Origin of the sequence: Pseudoalteromonas sp. 68 DY56-GL68 (assembly GCF_041414825.1) — a bacterium.
GTDB lineage: Bacteria > Pseudomonadota > Gammaproteobacteria > Enterobacterales > Alteromonadaceae > Pseudoalteromonas.
This window is the reverse complement of sequence record NZ_JAOCZL010000019.1, coordinates 1-17,026: the sequence shown is the minus strand read 5'-3', so window position 1 is coordinate 17,026 and position 17,026 is coordinate 1. Positions and strand designations below refer to the sequence as shown.

Sequence of the window (17,026 nt, the reverse complement as noted above, 5' to 3'; positions counted from 1 at the left end):
AGTATAGGGTTTGTAGCTCTATCGAGGGTTCGAATCCCTCCTTCTCCACCATTTTATTATTAAAAACCGCTTTTTAGCGGTTTTTTTTATGCTCGAAAAACTTGCACACCTCATTATATTTCATGCATGCTAAGTATCTATTTGCTACACAAAGTGATGCTATGTTTCGTTTTGTATTTGTTACTCTTGCTCTATTTGCCAGCGCCAACAGTCAAGCCACTATTTATAAGTGCATGATTGACGGAGTTGCCACCTTTACCGAGCAGCCTTGTGGTAAAGATGCAGCAATCGTGAAAATTACACCGCCACCAGCAAGTAATCAAATCCCAGCCACAGAGCAGCCGCAAAAACCAGCAGACTTAAGTGTTGAGGATTATTTAAAAATCCAAAAAGTCGATCGCGAAATAGACCGCCTCCAATTAGAGCTCAAAGAACTACAAAAACAACAAAGTGAGCGCATCGATAAACTCAAAAATATGACGCAAGATGCCGCCAACAGATTGGGGGCAGCGTCCATTGACGATGCTATTAGCAAACAAAGCGAACGTATTAACGCTTACTATAAAAGCCAAATCGCCACCCTAGAAAAGCAAGTAGCACAGCTAGAAGAAAGCAAAAAGCAGCTTAAAGATCAAAACAGCCAGTCCAATTAGCTTAGCTTACCAAAACTGGTCAGACATGATATAACTGATTTGCTGATTAAGTTTAGGGATCAATCGTTTTGCAAATTCACACGCTCGAAGGTTATATTCAGAATATCTATTTAATTGAGTATCCAGATAAATTGATGCTGCTTGATGGCTGTTGCCGTGCTGATGTGAATACTGTATTTGACTATATTACCGAGCAACTAAAGCGCCCTGTCACTGACTTAAAGCTTGTTGCGGTGACCCATATGCACCCAGATCATGCCGGTGGAGCACACGCATTAAGAAAGTTAAGTGGTGCTAAAATAGCCACGTCAAACGCCCCAGGACGATGGTATAGAGGCATTGATGGTTTCTTAATGCACTTAACCGATATCGCGCTTGCTTGGTGGGTCGCTGGTAGGTTAAATAAAAAGCGTCACAACCTTTGGTACAGCCGCCATCTAGATGCTGATTATTACCTTGGGGCAGATGCAACCCTACCGGGCTTTGAGGATTGGCAAGCACTACATAGTCCAGGTCATACCGACCGAGATATTAGCCTGTACCATATTCCCAGTGAGCGAATTTACATTGCTGATTTATTGGTAAAAGTAAAAGGGCAGCTCGTGCCACCCTTTCCTGTTTTTTACCCAAAGCTGTATTTAAACTCTTTGCTCATGCTTAAAACGCTGCAACCCAAACGAATTATGTTTGCCCACAGTAACGAAGTCAGTATCGAAGACATCGACTTTGAGCAAGTTTTAGCACTGGTCCCCGAAAAACCAATGACCCACTGGCGTTCAGTCAAAGCAAAGGCTCGACAAGCACTTAATTTAAAACGCTTTTCACAGTCGTAATAAAGGCATCTATATCCTGCTGATCATTGTAAATATGAGCAGAGACTCTTAAACCTAAGTGACGTTCATCAACCGCAATGTTCGCAGCCTCAAGCGCAGCTTTAACAGCCGCCTGTTGCTCGCCAAAATGCATAATGGCCGTTCCAGAGCATTTGTCAGCCTGTATTGGTGAACGCATATAATCAGCTAATTGATCATGAAACTGCGCGAGCATTGCTAAGTTATGAGCGCGTACTTTCTCAATACCAAGAGCAGCAAAGTAATTAATACTATGCGAAGCTAGAATATAAGGTGCAACTGAAGGTGTCCCCCCCCAAAAGCGCAACGCGGTTTGATGATAAGCAAAGTGCTTAATATCAAATTCAAACGGATTTTGATGAGAAAACCAACCAACATCTTGTGGCTGACAAAGCGATAGCTGCTTGCTGTTAACCCACAAATAAGCAGCACCAGGCCCACCACATAGCCATTTTACACTCGAGCCCAACATAAAATCGGCATCAAGCTTAGTTAAGTCTACCTCTAAAATGCCCGCAGACTGCGCAACATCAAGTAAGCTCAATGTGTTGTGTTGCTTTGCAATACTTATAATTTCATGAATAGGCGCTTGCTGACCCGTGTTTGAATAAACATGGCTAATGAAGACTAAATCAATATTATTATTCGCTAAATATGACAGCCAAACCTGCACATCGGTTAAATCTTCATGTTTACCAATAAACACAATTTCAGCACTTTCAGGTAGGGCTTTTTGCATTGCAAAACCCATACTTGGAAAGTCACTTTCGGCCATCAACACTTTGCAATTTTCTTGCTGAAGTCGCGGGTGCGACATCAAAAGCTTGGTTAAACCACTCGATAAGTTAACCTGTGGGCAAAATAGCTCACTTTGCGAGTTAAATAATTTAGCGAGACTACTCGTAAATGCCTCGACACCTTGCAGCCACTGTTGCCATGGTTCTTTATTTTCATTTTGCCAAGCGGCAAAAAATTGCTGATGAAAATGCTGCTCAGCAGATTTTAAGGGTCGCCCCACAGAGTGGTTAAGCAAATAGCTGCCTTGTGGAATTACAAAATCGTTTTTGTTCATTACTTAATCCACTGTTTTAACTTAGTTAAGTCATCGAAACGGGTGCGAATATCATCCCGCTTTGCTGCCGCACGGCGATCACGCAACTGCTCTAGTGAGTTTAGTAACACATGCAAAGGCGGCCCACTGGCTGTGACTTTATCCATATGTTGTTGCTGCATTTGCTGTGACGGTTGCGCAATGTATTTACTGACCAATTGATTATGGTGGCCAATCGCAGTATCACCGTGCAACTTGCACACTTGAATGAACAGCTTTAAGTTAGTTTGTAACCATTCGCTATCGCGCTCAGCTTCTGCTGCTAAAAAGTCATCCATAATACTTGTCATACGCATGCTTTCGCGCAAAATCTGCTGATCTTCTGGCATCATATACAAGAATTTATCCACCAGCATTTGCGAGTAACTCGGTTCATTGGCAAAACAAAGCCCAAGCAATAAATCAATGACATTAATGCCCGCAAAATCACCAGCATTCGCGCCACGATATATCTCTTTACCTACTCGATACGGCTTGTAATACGGCCTTACACAATAGAAAAAGCGGTCTGTATCGAGCTTGTTGTATAGCGCATTATTCGACTCAATCACATCAAGCAGCGCTTGTTTTGCCACTGCAAGTAAATCTGCCGTGATAGGGTGCGATATTCCTAACGGCTGAATTTTTAATAAAGCATCCGCCGCACGCTTATACGCTAAAATACCCTTGGTATTGTAATCGATAAAGATTTTCTCATCTTCAAGGTCAGTAAAGCGCTTATACACACCATCAACCGCTTTATTGTGGGTGGTTAAATGCGCCGTAGCAAAACGCGGGGTAACACCAATTGATGCACCAATGTGCATTGCCAGGGCAGAGGCTTCAACAAGCGGTGAACTTGTTTCACGAGAAGGCTCTGTTATCTCATGTCGACGGCATGCCGCCATATACAAACCAACATTACCTAACAAGTCAAAGGCGTTATCAAAGCCTTCATCGGTATTGCCCTCAGCCAATAAAGCACGAATATGCTCATTACCCTCTTGCTCTAATTGGCGCTTAAGGTGCTCACCGACACCCTCTACATTCGCTTTATCGTCTTGCTGCCAATATAGTTTTTCTAATTCGCTGTTGATCTCAACAAAACGGGTGCGAAGCCAGCTATCAAATGCCTTGGTGTTCTCAGTCACAGGCTCACTCCAAAATAATTATATTGCGATAATGTTAACAGAGTTCAATGAGTGCTAATCGCCAAAATATAGACTAGAATCCATCTAGATTAGTGAAAATCACTCAAATAAAAATGAAATTAGACAAAAAAGACCAACAATTACTTAATGCGCTACAAGATAATGCGAGAACTTCTGTCTCAGAGCTGGCACACTCGGTTAGCCTGTCAGATACCCCTTGCCTACGCCGCATTAAAAAGCTCGAATCAGCAAATGTGATCAGTGGTTACCATGCTGCCATCAATCCTAAAGCGGTTGATTTAAATGTCTCTGTGTACGCCTTTGTTCGCTTAAACCAAAACTCAGTTGCCGCTGCTGAGCAATTTGAACAACAAGTTGAGAAGCTTGAACATGTGCTTGAGTGTTCTGTTATTTCAGGTAGTTATGATTATCTACTCAAGATTATTGCTGCTGATTTAGAAAGCTATGAAAGCTTTGTGAAACATAAATTAGGCAGTATTAACTGCATCGCTAATATCGAGTCGACGGTGGTATTAAAACAAGCATTTACCAAGCGCCATTTACCGCTCGCTTGACGCAGCTTGCTTGCAAATAAAACATAACTCGATAAGCTAAAAACAGGCTTTAAAAGGACGCTTAAAATATGAAATTCATCACCTTAGTTGCTATCTCTTTGACCATCAGTGGACTATTTAGTAGCCCATTAATGGCACAGCAACAAACCTGCCTTACTCAGCTTAAAGACCAAGCACTGATGATGAAAAGTAAGCGCGAAGGGCTATTTAGAGAACCGCTACCTCGAACACAAAGTACTTTTAGCTTTAATACCGAGCAGGCATTTAGTGACTACTTAACCGCAGCTTATTTACAAATTAGCAGCGAAAACCCACGCGCAAACTTACCATGCCCTGTTTATACCGACACCTATCAACAACTGGTTGCGCAAGGCTCGCGACCCGAAAATGCCACTATTGCCGACTTAATAAGCCCGTTTGAGCTAAAGCATGGCAATAGCCGTAAGGCGGTACTATTGATTCATGGTTTAACCGATTCCCCCTTTACCTACCATGACCTTGCACAGGTCTATTACCAACAAGGTTATACGGTACGCACTATCCTCTTGCCAGGTCACGGTACTGCGCCTGCAGCACTTAGAGACATAGATGCCGATGACTGGCGAACAGCCAGCATCTACGCTATAGAGCGTACATTGAAAGACTTTGATCAAGTCATATTAGGAGGTTACTCAACAGGGGCAGCACTGGTGATTGATTATTTAACGCAAGGCCCTACCAATGAAAAAATTTTAGCAGCGATGCTATTTTCTCCAGCCACAGAACCCCATAATAAAAATGGTTGGCTAGCCAAGTGGATTGACGCTATACCTTTTGTCAACTGGATTGATAAAGATGCTGATCTCGACTTCGCAAAATATGAGTCATTCCCCTTTAGTGCTGCAACAGCAAGTCATCAAGCCATGAGTCGTATCAATATTGATGAACTTGCACCGCGTCAATTACCAAATATCGCGTTATTCACTACCTTTAGTGATATTGATACCACTATTGATAACCAAGTTACTTTTAAACTTCTGGCCGCTTTACATGATCCTAAAAAGCGCATAAAGAATAAATTAGATCGTCTTATTTATTATGGCGACGATAGCAATATCCCAACTAATTTTCCGACTGATTACAAAATTATTCGTGATGATTGCGACAACGATACCTGTAAAAAAATACAAGGAATGTCACACATAGGCATCGTTAATAAACCTAGTAATCCTTATTACGGTCAGCACGCCTATTATCGTAATTGTGGCAGCTATTTAGATGATGACACCTTGTATAAAGCCTGTAAGTTTCAGGAAAATATTGTTTTCGGAGAGCGCACAGAGGCCAATTTAGCAAAACATAAACCCTTTGCACGGCTTACTTTTAATCCCTATTTCGATAAGCTCGCTATGCATATCAACGACTTTATCAACGATATTGAATCGGCTGCGCGATGAGTGAATTTAGCCACCGCTGGTTTAATCAAATAAGCGAGATTGATGCCGCTCTTTGGCAGTCATTTTTTGATGATACACCCTTTACGGATCACGCATTTCTAGCTGCCCTAGAGCAAAGTGGTTGTGTTAGTGAAGAGTCTGGCTGGCAACCCATGCATTTGGCAATTTACCAGAAAGAACAGGTCATTGCCTTACTACCTGGGTATCTAAAACATCACTCTTATGGTGAATATGTATTTGACTGGGCTTGGGCTGAAGCCTATCAACAACATGGCCTAGATTACTATCCTAAATGGCTGTGTGGCGTGCCATTTACCCCAATTGCAGGACAAAGGGTTAGTATAAATCACGATAATCCCGCTGATGTCTATGCCTATATTAATAATGTACTCAAAGCAACAACAACGCAATTAGGCTGGTCAGGGTGGCATATAAACTTTTGCCATCAACAGCAAGCCAATGCGTTAACTAGCGACACCGTAATGCAACGTCTGGGCGTGCAGTTTCAGTGGTTTAACGAAGGCTATCATTGCTTTGATGACTTTTTAGCTTCACTCACCGCAAGAAAGCGTAAATCAATTAAAAAAGAACGTGGTAAAATTAGTGAGCAGCAAATAACCATAGAATGGCTTGAAGGTGCTGACATCTGCAAACAACACATGCAGCAATTTAGTCACTTTTACCGACAAACTTACTTAAAACGCTCTGGCCACAATGGTTACTTGAATACCGCCTTTTTTGAGTTATTACAGCAAAGCATGACCGAAAAACTGGTGTTAATGTTCGCTAAGTATCAAGGCGAGGTGATTGCCGCCACGCTCAGTTTTAAAGATCAGAACTGTTTATATGGTCGTTACTGGGGAACAAATTATGAGCTCGATAGTTTGCACTTTGAGCTTTGCTATTACCAAGGCATTAAGTACTGTATTGCCAACAAACTTAAACAGTTTCACTCTGGCGCGCAAGGTGAGCATAAAATAAGCCGTGGCTTTAAGCCCGTAAATACTTATTCACTGCATCATATTCAGCACGGTGAGTTTGCAACGGCTATTAGTGACTATATTATTAGAGAACGCCAGCATATGACGCTCTATAAAGCACAATGCGAAAGCTTACTGCCTTTTAAACAGCAATAATTGGTTATTCGCTGGCATTTGCACATCTTCAACAAAGGATAAGCCAGCTTGCTCTGCAAGTTGGCAAATCGCTTCAAAATCACGAATTGCACTATTGGCATCTTGCTGTTTTAAAAAAGCATCGAATTCTGCATTACTGGCACTGGTATACTTACCTTGGTACTTAAATGGTCCATAAATACATAATTTACCTTTAGGCGCTAAATGCTTTGCTACACCTTGGAAAAAACGCTCTACCAGTGGCCAGCTGATTATGTGCATTGTATTCGCCGTAAAAATAGCATTCACAGTTTCAATCGGCCAAGGATCATTGAGATCGAGTGTTAATGGCGCATGCAAATTCGTTAGTGCAGCTTCTTGATGCCACTGTAAAATCCCAGGGTGATTAACCTCGCGATCACTACAATGCCACTGTAAATGTGCTAAATGCGTTGCAAAATGCACACTATGTTGCCCAGTACCTGAGCCGACCTCTAATACATCCGTCACATCACAAAAGAACGCTTCTAATACGTTTAAAATAGGTAATTTGTTGTTTTCACAGGCTTGAGAGAAGGGTTTATCCATACAAATTAGTGCACCATGTTTGGTAATCAGTGCACAACAGTAAAGCAAAAATAACCCGTAAAGTCGCGGGTAATTTATAGCTTAAAATTATAAATTCAATATTTTCATTGGGTTAAGGACTTTTATAAAGACTGGTACAGCTTATGCTATTTATTCTATGAATTAACCAACTGGAGATACATTATGTATATTTCACCCTACACCGCTGTAGATGCAGCACTTGCCGCCAGTGAGCGAGCAGAAAGCGAAAAAGCCGCCTTAACAAGTTGTGATGACAGAGCAACTGTAATTGATCTTCTTTCTCAATGTAATAAAGAAAATGTACAGGCGCCGAAAAAACATGAAACAGACCAGATTTTTATTCTTGGTTACAATTAAACCAAAACAGTTAGTCACTTCAAGCTTTATAACTCTACATAAAACTTGCACTAAAACCGATTAACTGTAATGATAACAATTATCATTACAGTTAATCGGTTTTCTATGCACACTCACAATGCTATGCTCCATTATCAATGGCAAATGAAATGTGTTTGCCAAAGACCTGGGTTACACGCCCCAGCACTTGTTGCTAACTATGTTGAAGCAGGCTTAAACGTTGCACGCTATTACGAAAAGCACCACAATTTTATTTTACAAGAGCTTTATTTAAGACGTACCTTTCATGAGCTACTTGAAAAAATGTGTGATTCATTAATACATAATGCAATTCGTAAACAATGTTTAGCTCAGCTTTACAAGCCGCAACTTGCACTAAAGCGTTACTACAAAACTCATAACTGTATTGAAAAGTATTTCAGTTTGGAGCGAGAAGCGTGCCTTCTCAGCCAAGAATTTAACCCGATTAAGGAGTGTTTATGAGCCAATTTAGAACCGAATCTGATAGCATGGGTGAGTTACAAGTCCCTGCCAATGCTTTGTATCAAGCTCAAACGCAACGCGCTATCAACAACTTTAAAATTAGTGGCTTAGCCATGCCTAAGCAATTTATCACCGCCCTCGCGTACATTAAGCAAGCCGCTGCACAAAGTAACGCAGCATTAGGCCATTTAAGCCAAGGTAAAGCCAAAGCCATTGAGCAAGCATGCCAAGCGATTATCGACGGTAAACATTTTTCAGAGTTTCCTGTTGATGTATTCCAAACAGGTTCTGGCACAAGCTCAAATATGAATGCTAATGAAGTGATTGCCACACTAGCCAGTGAATTAGCAGGCGAGACTATTCACCCCAACGATGATGTGAATATGGGACAAAGCTCAAATGATGTGATCCCTACGGCTATTGCAGTAAGCAGCGCCATTAACATCATTTATGAACTGTTTCCTAAACTCGATAGGCTCAGTCAAAGTCTACAAAATAAACAAGCCGAAGTGGGCCATATAGTTAAGACCGGCCGTACTCACTTAATGGACGCTATGCCTGTGAGTTTTGCACAAACACTCGCTGCATGGCAGTTACAAGTGGATCATGCAATGACTGGCATTCGCCAAACACTCGAACGAGTTTGTGAACTTGCGCAAGGTGGTACAGCCGTTGGTACCGGCATTAATGCCGACCCAGCATTTGCCAGTGAATTTTGTCAGCATTTAAGTGAGAATGTAGGAATTCGCTTTAGCCCTAGCAAAAACTTTTTTTATAACATAGGGTCACAAGACGCCATTGTTGCGCTTTCAGGTCAACTCAAAGTTTTGGCAGTAGCACAAATGAAAATAGCCAATGACTTACGCTGGATGAACTCAGGTCCACTTGCAGGTCTTGGTGAAATTGAGCTTGAAGCCTTACAGCCAGGTTCTTCAATTATGCCTGGTAAAGTAAACCCTGTGATCCCAGAAGCTGCGGCTATGGTCAGCGCACAAGTAATTGGTAATGATGCCACCATAACCGTAGCTGGCCAAGCGGGTAACTTTGAGCTCAATGTGATGCTACCTGTGATTGCCTTAAATATTCTGCAAAGTATCGAACTGCTTGCCAATAGCAGTGAAGCTCTTGCGGACAAAGCGATTGCTAGCTTTAAAGTAAACCAAAGCAACGTTGATAAAGCGCTCGCGAAAAACCCTATTCTGGTTACCGCGCTCAATCCGGTGATCGGCTATAGCAAAGCAGCAAAAATTGCCAAATTAGCTTACCAAGAAGGCCGTCCAATTATTGATGTTGCTGCAGAGCATACTGATATTTCGCGCGAAGAACTGAGCGAGTTACTTAACCCTGCCAAACTAACCCAAGGTGGTTTGTAATACCTACTTATTGTGGAGTGGTATAAAACTTTCATCTTACTGTAGTTCTGTGAATACAGAGCTACTCACTGAAAGCTAACGTTTTTATTGCCCCACTTTGAGCAATGTGTATGATAGTGAGTACTTATTCAACGATTTTTAGGTATGTTATGCGCTATCCTCTATTGGCTATTTTATTTCCTGTTTTACTCACTGCCTGCTCAGATGCAGTCATTAATGAGCAAGCCGAAACTACAAGCAATCGCAATAAAGTTATTGATCCTCAAAAAACCGTTGAAGTAAAAAAATCAGCTGTTGATGTTAACAAAATTGCGCCAGACCAAGCCACGATTAAGTCTACACATGAACAACTAAACCAACTTATTGATGACCCTAGCTGTGATAACAGCAGCCAATGTAAAGTGCTCCCTGTAGGTAGTCGCGCTTGTGGTGGCCCAAGTAACTTTATTGTTTATTCAACTAAAACAGCTAACACAACTGAGGTTGAAAAACTTGCAAAAGACATCACAGCCCTCGAAAAACAATTTAATGCAGTGAACGACATGATGAGTATTTGTCAGCATTTAACCACACCCAGTACGCAGTGTTCTAATAACACTTGTGTTAAAATCGATGGCTCTGCGCAAAGTGTGTACTAAGGAATAAGCAATAATGGTTCGTTCGACGTTAAAAAAACTTTTCATCACTACTGGTATATTTGCGGTAATAGCATTAACAGGTTGTGAAACAACAACATCAAGCAATTCTAGTAAGGTTGATTTAAGCGATTTAAATGAACAATTGAACGAATTAGCGAGCAACAATAGCTGCACAGCAACTTTCCAGTGTAAGGTATTAGAAGTTGGAGAACGAGCATGTGGAGGGCCAAGCCGCTACGTTGTTTATTCAACCTTAAACACAGCGCAAGAACAGGCTGAGCAACTTGCCGAGCGAATTACAATGGCAGAAAAAAACGCAGAACAGTCCTTAACTGTGAATGATTGCTCGCCTGTACTGCCTGTACAGTCGCTGTGTATTTCACAGCAGTGCCAAGCAATCGAGATTAAGTAAATAATGCAATAAGGCCGGATATTATCACCACACTGATGATGCAAATACCGGCCTTATAAATGTATTTTATGTGCATCGTGTTATGCACCCAGTAAGCATAAATGTAACGTACAAAGTAACTTGCCGCGGTGCCAAATAATGCAAAAATAACTAAATAAGCAAGTAAAATAATATCCACAGTTATGCCACTTCGTTAAAACATCTTTTCTCAGTGTAAGGGCTTAAAGAAGTAAAGGCAAAACCTTAGCTTTTTTTACTGTGTGCAATCAGTAGCTCAGCAACTTGTTGTTTCACTGCGCGCTTATCATCTGCAGCAACTCCAAACCGCTCAGCCAATAAGGCAATTTCTTCATCATTTAAGTTAAACGATAAACGCTGTCTGGTTTTTTTCGACTTAACGTCGAGTTCCAAAATCTTACGGATCATATCTGAGGGGGTAAGCTCTTGGTCAATGGCTTGCTTCTTAATTGATTTTTGCACTTCAGAGCTTAAATCAAACGCCATTTGCGTTGCTCTAACTGCTTGCTCCTGACGCTGCCACTTGGCTTTTGCATCACTCACTTGGCATCCCCAGGAAATAAATCAACAATATCACTTATTGGTCTGGTTAACGTCAGTGATACTTCTGTTTCACCCCCTTCCCAAACCTCAATATTTAAACCATGTGATTCATCATCAGAGCTTAAACAGATCATTTCGCACGGCTCCCCGCCTTCGTCTTCATAACGAGGTAAAGGCTTATTACGGTAATCTTTGTTGTGGAAATAACACACATAAGGTGCTTCTGTTTGTTTGTAGCTCGATGCTAAAAAGTGACTAAAACGCTCTGGGCTATTCTGCACGTTAATTGCCGTTAATTCGTCTTCATCAAAAATACGAGCGAACTCATCAAGGGTAAAAATCTCATCAACATCATCACGTTGAATTTTGATCGCAAAGTTTGCCCACTGTTCACCGTCATCAGACTCAATTTGCAAAAACACCACTTGCCCAGATTCACTCTCGAGTACCAACTCATACTCCGCACTACGTTGATACTGATACGTTTGTACATCAACAACACGTAATGTTTGCCCCTTTAGCCAGCTCGGATAAGCAAATGAATCTATGACGCTTAACATATCACCAACTTGCAATTGGCTAGGCTCAGTGAGTTGACGTTCCGGTGCTTTTTTAGATTTGAAAAAGTTAAACATTGGCTGACTCCTTGTTGAAGCAAAAAAGGTAACCCAGTGCGTGGGTTACCTTTTGCCTTTCCACTAACTAATTAGCTATTTTGTTTTGCTTTAATACGCGCCAAAATATCTGCGCTTTTCGGATTGGTATCACCAATGCCCGCTTCAGCCATTTTCGCTTTTAAATCATCGCCGTTAGTATCCGCTTCTAATTGCTTAGCCGCACCTAACTGGTCTTGACGGTCTTGTTGACGCTGCTTAATACGCTCTAGAGACTCACGCGCAGATGTCATTGATGAGCTATTCGTATTTAGCGTGCTGTTAACAGCCATTGTAGCTTGCTGCACACTCTCTGTCGTTTTAACCATTGTTAATTGGCGCTGATTTTCTTTAATCGACTTTTCTGCATCTTTAACTTGTTGCTTTAGTTGCACAATGTGGTTACTAAAACCAGCTAACACGTCTTCATTTTCAGCTTTCTCTGCTTCAAAATCACCGATTTTTTCTGCGATTTCTAATGCAAGTGCTTCATTGCCTTTTTCAAGTGCTTGGCCTGCATACGCTTCGTGCTCTGCAATTGATGCATCTAATGCGCTAATTTTACGCTTTGTTTGCATCTCTTTTGCCATCACTTCAGTCAGGCTTTTCTTAGCACGCTGCAAGGCATTTTGTGCATCAGCAATTTCTTGTTCAAAAATACGGATACCGTTTGCATCAACAATTGCTTGTCCTGCTTCACGAGCGCCACCACGTACAGCTGTAAATAGTTTCTTTAAAATACTCATAATCTTAACTCCAGAAATTGCTAATTAATCGTTTAAATAAATGGTCACGGCTTCAAGTGCATCAATCGCATTGTCTGCCAGTGTTACCAACTCATGGGTAATATCATCAAACGATGAATTAACCGATAGTGCGCCAAAAATAGCGTATTTATCATCAATTTTTGCAAATGCGCTTAATGGAATTGGTACATTTAAACGTAGTAACGTTTCGTTTAACTCATTACGCATATCTGCTTGTACTTCGTTTTCGGCAAACAGGTAGCTAATACACAGTAATTGCTCTTCTGTTTGAGTAACAAAGATAGGTAACTCATCATTCCCATCGACGATAACTTGTAACACATCTTGCTCACCTGGATTGGCAATCAAGAAAGACTCAAAGCTCACACCTTCGGTTTCAAAAGACGCTAATTTGATTGAAAGTTCATTTAATTCCATGTCTCACCTTTTTCGTTTTGACATATTATGTCTTGAGTTAAGATTTGCATAGTCGACATATTATGTCAACTGTAAAATATCAATTTTTGTACAATTCGGTTTCAACTTGCCATGCTTGGCGGTAATAATCGTACAAGGTTCCAGAGCCTAATCTATTGACTTCAATCGTATTTATTTGTTCAAAAAAATGATTCGGAAATACAAAAGAAGCTAATAAATATTCTTTGCTTACCCAACGAGATGGCACGGGTAATTCATTAGTTTCACGAATTCGTTGGCTTGCTGATTTACCAGCAGTCGTCGCGATTGTCCAACCCCACTGACCAAATGAAGGAATATTTTGTTGATATTGCTCAACATAACCAAAGCCCGCAGCTTTCATTGTTTTAGCGATACTCAAAAAGGCTTTCTTCGCATGATAAGGCGATGTTGATTGCACGGCCACAGCCCCGTCAGGCGCGAGCAACTGACGCACATGATTATAAAAATAGTCACTGTACATCTTGTTGAGATCAGGGTGATTAGGGTCTGGTAAATCAATTAAAATAGTGTCAAAACGCTCGCCCTTTGCCAGCATAGCTTCAACTTCTAAAAAGGCATCAGCAGTACGTATTTCAGCGCGAGGATCACTCATAGAGTGATTATTAAGGGTTGCTAAACGTGTTCTGATCTTTTCTGGTGCATCATAGTCGCCCACATCATTACCAAATAAGTTTAACAGTTGACCATCTAGGTCAACCAAGGTGACATGCTTTACTGGCCACTTCAAAACATCACGTAATGCAAGCCCGTCACCGCCACCGATGATCAACACGCGGTCGTGACGATTTGAGGCCAACATAGCAGGATAGACAAGCATTGAATGATAAATTTGCTCATCCACACTTGAGAACTGTAAACGACCATTGAGGTAAAGATCAGTAATTGCATTGGGCTGATTGCGACTCAAACGCTCAGTTAACACCAAGTGCTGATACTTAGTTGCTTGCGAGTAAATGACTTTATCTTTGTATAAAACATTACTGAGGTTTTTCATCCAGCTAGTACCAAGTACAAGTACAAACGCAAAAAACACCAACAACAGCACATGGCAAACCAGCAATAGCTTAGCAAAACGAACATGTTGATGATAGCGCCATAAAAATACCAGACCAGCAATAATATTAAACAACGCCGTCCAAGCTGCTGCTTGCATAATAGGCATCGCCAGCATAATGCTCACCCAAATAGCAGCACCGACACCGGCACCGATATAATCCGCCCCGTAAATAGTGCCCGCATTATTTTCTAAAAAGCGACCATACACTTGCTGGCGAATACGCGCAATCAGCGGGATCTCCATACCGATCAATAGCCCGAGTAATAGACCAAACACATAGGGTAAAAAACGAGACCACTCTTGTAGCTTCTCGAACACATAACCATTGAGTACTGTGTCGGCTGGTAGGTTAAAAATCTCGGAGAAGATATGCGGTAATGAATAACTAACGGCGATAACACTGGCAATCGCTAAAATACAGCCCATGCCGACCAAAGCAATAAGACTCTCTAACCAAGCAAAAGCAGTAAATGCATCTTTAAACCAGCGTGCTAAAAATGCACCTATCCCCATTGCCACAATCATGGTGCCGATCATCGCATAAATAGCACTCTCAACCGAGCCTAAGACACGACCTGCGTAATGAGAGAGAAGGTATTCATAAATTAGGCCGCACCCAGCGAGTACGGCCATAACAGTTATTAATAGGAAATCATGCCCAAGTAGATTGGCTCTACTTGGGGCGCTTGTTGTAGTAGACACTTAATTATGCACCTAACAAGGTTGCCATAGTCGAGCCAATCGCAAATGAGATTGCTGCAGAGATAGCTGCTACACCCACGTTCTTCTGGCGGTTCACTTCATCTGAAATATCACAACCAGATAGGATGATTTTGATAGTCACTAAGTGTAGTAAAATGAAAGCAACTAAACTCACTGCAGCACTCAATGCCCAGTAACCTAAACTAGCTACAATGTTGTCAGCCGCATAAGGAGCAATACCTGATGCAGCAGTTAATGCCAATGCACTACCCACTAAAAAGCCAGCGTAACGAATACCCACCGCTAAGTTGCCGTCAATAACCGCTTGTTGTAGGCAATCACCACTGCGGTTAGTACGTTTAAATAACTGTACTCGATATTGGCTGATCAGAAGCATCGCGATGCTGCCAATCGCAAAGGCTGCGATCACAATTGGAATACCATGCCAGCCTTCGGTCGCCACCCAAAATAAAGCTGAGCGAATAACGATAGCCACACTCACTACATGGCCAAAATCAATGAGTGCAGCAGTAGCATTTCCTTTTACGATTTCGTCGTGCAGGCTCACTTTACGTAGCGCGACTTTGTCTTGGAAGAAATGACCTAGCTTAATAAGTACAATCGCCATCACACCATAACCAAGCATTTGTAATGCTTCTTGTTGCAAGGTCGGTGCAAATGAGCCACTGCTCACGCCACTTAGAACAATAGCCAGTGCCACTAGTCCTGCCGCAAAGCTAATACCAAATGCAAAGTTATCACGTTCAGTAATTTCATCATTGGCGTGTAAGTTAGATACCCAGCCTTTAATAAATTTTAAGCTGACAAATAAAGCGATAATGATTGCAAAGTCGATTGCTAAAGCTTGCAACGACCAAGTTGTTATTCCATTAAATTCATACATATGTTGTAACTCCGGTGGTTATTCTTTTCACTACTTACCGCGGCTAATGCCACGTGATGTTCTGCTCGAGCTGTTACGTAATGACCCAGAGCTTTTACTGTAACTACTGCTAGAAGCATAGCTACTACGTGTGCGTGGCGGCGTATAGCTGCTACGGCTTAATCCAGATGCGCCACTGCGCTTAGTTGCATACGGACTAGTGAATTGTTTACCTTGGCGTTGATAAGACTGACGAGTACGCGTCTCTACCGTTTGCTGTGCTTTAATCTGTTTTGGGCTTGAATAACGATAACGGCCATAGTCATTGTAATAGCTGTACTTTCTATGACGGCTCCAACGACCATATTCAACTCGGTCGAATACATCGCCCAACATACGATACATCCCGTACCAAACCCAAAAGCTGGTGCCGGTGCTATTCGTTTGCCACTGCCCATAGTTAGGGTTACCAACTAACTGGTTACCAACACTTTCGCCTTCAGCTGCTCCACTAATTGCGCCAACACGTGCAAGCGTGCCATTCGACATATCTGCAAGCATATTGATGGGATCTGTGAGTGCATCTTGAAATAATGACGGTTTTGCAGCATCACGTATTAAATCAAGTTGATGAAGCGTATCTTCATAGGGTGGAATTAAGTATGTTGATTTAGCGTCAGCTAAACGCTGAGTAAGGCCAGAATAGATAGCCCCTTCACGAGTCGCATCAAGGCTAATAACACGGGCGATCTCAGAAAGTTGCGGTTGCTGCTCAGCTAAAACCTTTCCGTATTGTTTTAGTATCGTCGCATTGCGAAGTGAGCCATTATCAAGCGCTGTACCTAGCTGGTTCAACTCGACTTCAGCTTTTTCTATAGATTGTTGAATTGTTTGTTTTAGCTGCTCTTCTTTAGACTGACAGCCCATAAGCAAGCTTATCAAACAAAACAGGCTTATAAGTTTCCAAGCTTTAATTTGAGACATTCATGTCACCTGATTGAGGTTTAAAAATCCCAAATAGTTTTACATAGCTCAGGTACTAAACCAAGATTAAAATTGCAACAAAGAGTAAATATAGTGGAAGGTTGTGGAGTGAGTGAAAATCAAATATACAATCACGCCTACGCTTTGGCATTTTGATAGTGAGTAGCAGCGGTTTATCCCGCGTCACGGGCTGTCTGTTCGCGAATAGAGCGCGACG

General features: G+C 41.7%; 21 protein-coding genes and 1 tRNA gene (1 of these 22 cut by a window edge). 11 read left to right on the top strand and 11 right to left on the bottom strand.

What is annotated here, in order from left to right; all coding sequences use genetic code 11:
- From NYF15_RS11495 to NYF15_RS11485, 3 genes are all read left to right on the top strand, one after another.
- Window positions 1–51: transfer RNA gene (locus NYF15_RS11495), tRNA-Ser, on the top strand (it extends 108 nt beyond the left edge of the window).
- 110 nt (window positions 52–161) lie between these two features.
- Window positions 162–653, top strand: a complete 492-nt coding sequence (locus tag NYF15_RS11490) for a DUF4124 domain-containing protein (protein ID WP_371353634.1) — start codon at window positions 162–164, stop codon at window positions 651–653.
- Window positions 654–721: 68 nt separating this feature from the next.
- The gene (locus NYF15_RS11485) at window positions 722–1,486 is read left to right on the top strand and encodes an MBL fold metallo-hydrolase (protein ID WP_371353633.1); all 765 of its coding nucleotides are present in this window, start codon (window positions 722–724) and stop codon (window positions 1,484–1,486) included.
- Here NYF15_RS11485 and NYF15_RS11480 read toward each other — a convergent pair.
- The gene (locus NYF15_RS11480; protein ID WP_371353632.1) at window positions 1,458–2,576 is read right to left on the bottom strand and encodes an aminotransferase class V-fold PLP-dependent enzyme; all 1,119 of its coding nucleotides are present in this window, start codon (window positions 2,574–2,576) and stop codon (window positions 1,458–1,460) included. The genes NYF15_RS11485 and NYF15_RS11480 overlap by 29 nt on opposite strands.
- Window positions 2,576–3,745 carry a monodechloroaminopyrrolnitrin synthase PrnB family protein gene (locus tag NYF15_RS11475; RefSeq protein ID WP_371353631.1) on the bottom strand — a complete coding sequence of 390 codons (1,170 nt, stop codon included), beginning with the start codon at window positions 3,743–3,745 and terminating at the stop codon, window positions 2,576–2,578. Before NYF15_RS11475 ends, NYF15_RS11480 begins: the two co-directional genes overlap by 1 nt.
- 113 nt (window positions 3,746–3,858) lie before the next feature.
- Here NYF15_RS11475 and NYF15_RS11470 point away from each other — a divergent pair, with 113 nt between their 5' ends.
- From NYF15_RS11470 to NYF15_RS11460, 3 genes are all read left to right on the top strand, one after another.
- Window positions 3,859–4,320: an Lrp/AsnC family transcriptional regulator gene (locus tag NYF15_RS11470; RefSeq protein ID WP_062569435.1), complete on the top strand. Its 462-nt coding sequence runs from the start codon at window positions 3,859–3,861 to the stop codon at window positions 4,318–4,320.
- A gap of 68 nt (window positions 4,321–4,388) precedes the next feature.
- On the top strand, window positions 4,389–5,756 hold the full coding sequence (locus NYF15_RS11465; RefSeq protein WP_371353630.1) for an alpha/beta hydrolase: 1,368 nt from the start codon (window positions 4,389–4,391) through the stop codon (window positions 5,754–5,756).
- Window positions 5,753–6,892 (top strand): GNAT family N-acetyltransferase, encoded by a 1,140-nt coding sequence (locus tag NYF15_RS11460; protein WP_371353629.1) that lies wholly within the window; start codon window positions 5,753–5,755, stop codon window positions 6,890–6,892. Before NYF15_RS11465 ends, NYF15_RS11460 begins: the two co-directional genes overlap by 4 nt.
- Here the strand turns inward: NYF15_RS11460 and NYF15_RS11455 are convergent.
- On the bottom strand, window positions 6,869–7,459 hold the full coding sequence (locus NYF15_RS11455; protein WP_341803621.1) for a DUF938 domain-containing protein: 591 nt from the start codon (window positions 7,457–7,459) through the stop codon (window positions 6,869–6,871). The two genes, NYF15_RS11460 and NYF15_RS11455, sit on opposite strands and share 24 nt — an antisense overlap.
- A gap of 183 nt (window positions 7,460–7,642) precedes the next feature.
- Here NYF15_RS11455 and NYF15_RS11450 point away from each other — a divergent pair, with 183 nt between their 5' ends.
- From NYF15_RS11450 to NYF15_RS11430, 5 genes are all read left to right on the top strand, one after another.
- Entirely contained in the window at window positions 7,643–7,837 is a 195-nt protein-coding gene (locus NYF15_RS11450; RefSeq protein ID WP_054554610.1) for a hypothetical protein, read from the top strand.
- A gap of 105 nt (window positions 7,838–7,942) precedes the next feature.
- A complete protein-coding gene (locus NYF15_RS11445; RefSeq protein WP_371353628.1) occupies window positions 7,943–8,320 on the top strand; it encodes a hypothetical protein in 378 nt (125 codons plus the stop codon).
- Window positions 8,317–9,693, top strand: coding sequence for a class II fumarate hydratase (locus NYF15_RS11440; protein ID WP_237120384.1), 1,377 nt, complete (start codon window positions 8,317–8,319; stop codon window positions 9,691–9,693). The genes NYF15_RS11445 and NYF15_RS11440 overlap by 4 nt, the downstream gene beginning before the upstream one ends.
- Window positions 9,694–9,842: 149 nt before the next feature.
- Window positions 9,843–10,331 carry a hypothetical protein gene (locus NYF15_RS11435; protein WP_371353627.1) on the top strand — a complete coding sequence of 163 codons (489 nt, stop codon included), beginning with the start codon at window positions 9,843–9,845 and terminating at the stop codon, window positions 10,329–10,331.
- Between the two features lie 13 nt (window positions 10,332–10,344).
- Window positions 10,345–10,743 carry a hypothetical protein gene (locus NYF15_RS11430; RefSeq protein WP_371353626.1) on the top strand — a complete coding sequence of 133 codons (399 nt, stop codon included), beginning with the start codon at window positions 10,345–10,347 and terminating at the stop codon, window positions 10,741–10,743.
- On the opposite strand, the gene NYF15_RS11425 is transcribed toward NYF15_RS11430, so the two are convergent.
- The 8 genes from NYF15_RS11425 to NYF15_RS11390 form a co-directional block, all read right to left on the bottom strand.
- Window positions 10,736–10,921 carry a hypothetical protein gene (locus NYF15_RS11425; protein WP_062569427.1) on the bottom strand — a complete coding sequence of 62 codons (186 nt, stop codon included), beginning with the start codon at window positions 10,919–10,921 and terminating at the stop codon, window positions 10,736–10,738. The genes NYF15_RS11430 and NYF15_RS11425 overlap by 8 nt on opposite strands.
- 65 nt (window positions 10,922–10,986) lie before the next feature.
- Window positions 10,987–11,304 (bottom strand): hypothetical protein, encoded by a 318-nt coding sequence (locus tag NYF15_RS11420; protein WP_062569426.1) that lies wholly within the window; start codon window positions 11,302–11,304, stop codon window positions 10,987–10,989.
- Entirely contained in the window at window positions 11,301–11,939 is a 639-nt protein-coding gene (locus NYF15_RS11415; protein WP_130150236.1) for a hypothetical protein, read from the bottom strand. The genes NYF15_RS11420 and NYF15_RS11415 overlap by 4 nt, the downstream gene beginning before the upstream one ends.
- 71 nt (window positions 11,940–12,010) lie before the next feature.
- Complete coding sequence (locus tag NYF15_RS11410) at window positions 12,011–12,703, bottom strand: PspA/IM30 family protein (RefSeq protein WP_371353625.1); 693 nt, start codon at window positions 12,701–12,703, stop codon at window positions 12,011–12,013.
- 24 nt (window positions 12,704–12,727) lie between these two features.
- Window positions 12,728–13,141 carry a YjfI family protein gene (locus tag NYF15_RS11405; RefSeq protein WP_062569423.1) on the bottom strand — a complete coding sequence of 138 codons (414 nt, stop codon included), beginning with the start codon at window positions 13,139–13,141 and terminating at the stop codon, window positions 12,728–12,730.
- A gap of 79 nt (window positions 13,142–13,220) precedes the next feature.
- Window positions 13,221–14,873 carry a polyamine aminopropyltransferase gene (locus NYF15_RS11400; protein ID WP_371353668.1) on the bottom strand — a complete coding sequence of 551 codons (1,653 nt, stop codon included), beginning with the start codon at window positions 14,871–14,873 and terminating at the stop codon, window positions 13,221–13,223.
- A gap of 73 nt (window positions 14,874–14,946) precedes the next feature.
- A complete protein-coding gene (locus tag NYF15_RS11395; RefSeq protein ID WP_062566277.1) occupies window positions 14,947–15,846 on the bottom strand; it encodes a DUF350 domain-containing protein in 900 nt (299 codons plus the stop codon).
- A 30-nt stretch (window positions 15,847–15,876) separates the two neighbouring features.
- A complete protein-coding gene (locus tag NYF15_RS11390; RefSeq protein WP_371353624.1) occupies window positions 15,877–16,809 on the bottom strand; it encodes a CHAD domain-containing protein in 933 nt (310 codons plus the stop codon).
- Window positions 16,810–17,026: the final 217 nt, after the last annotated feature.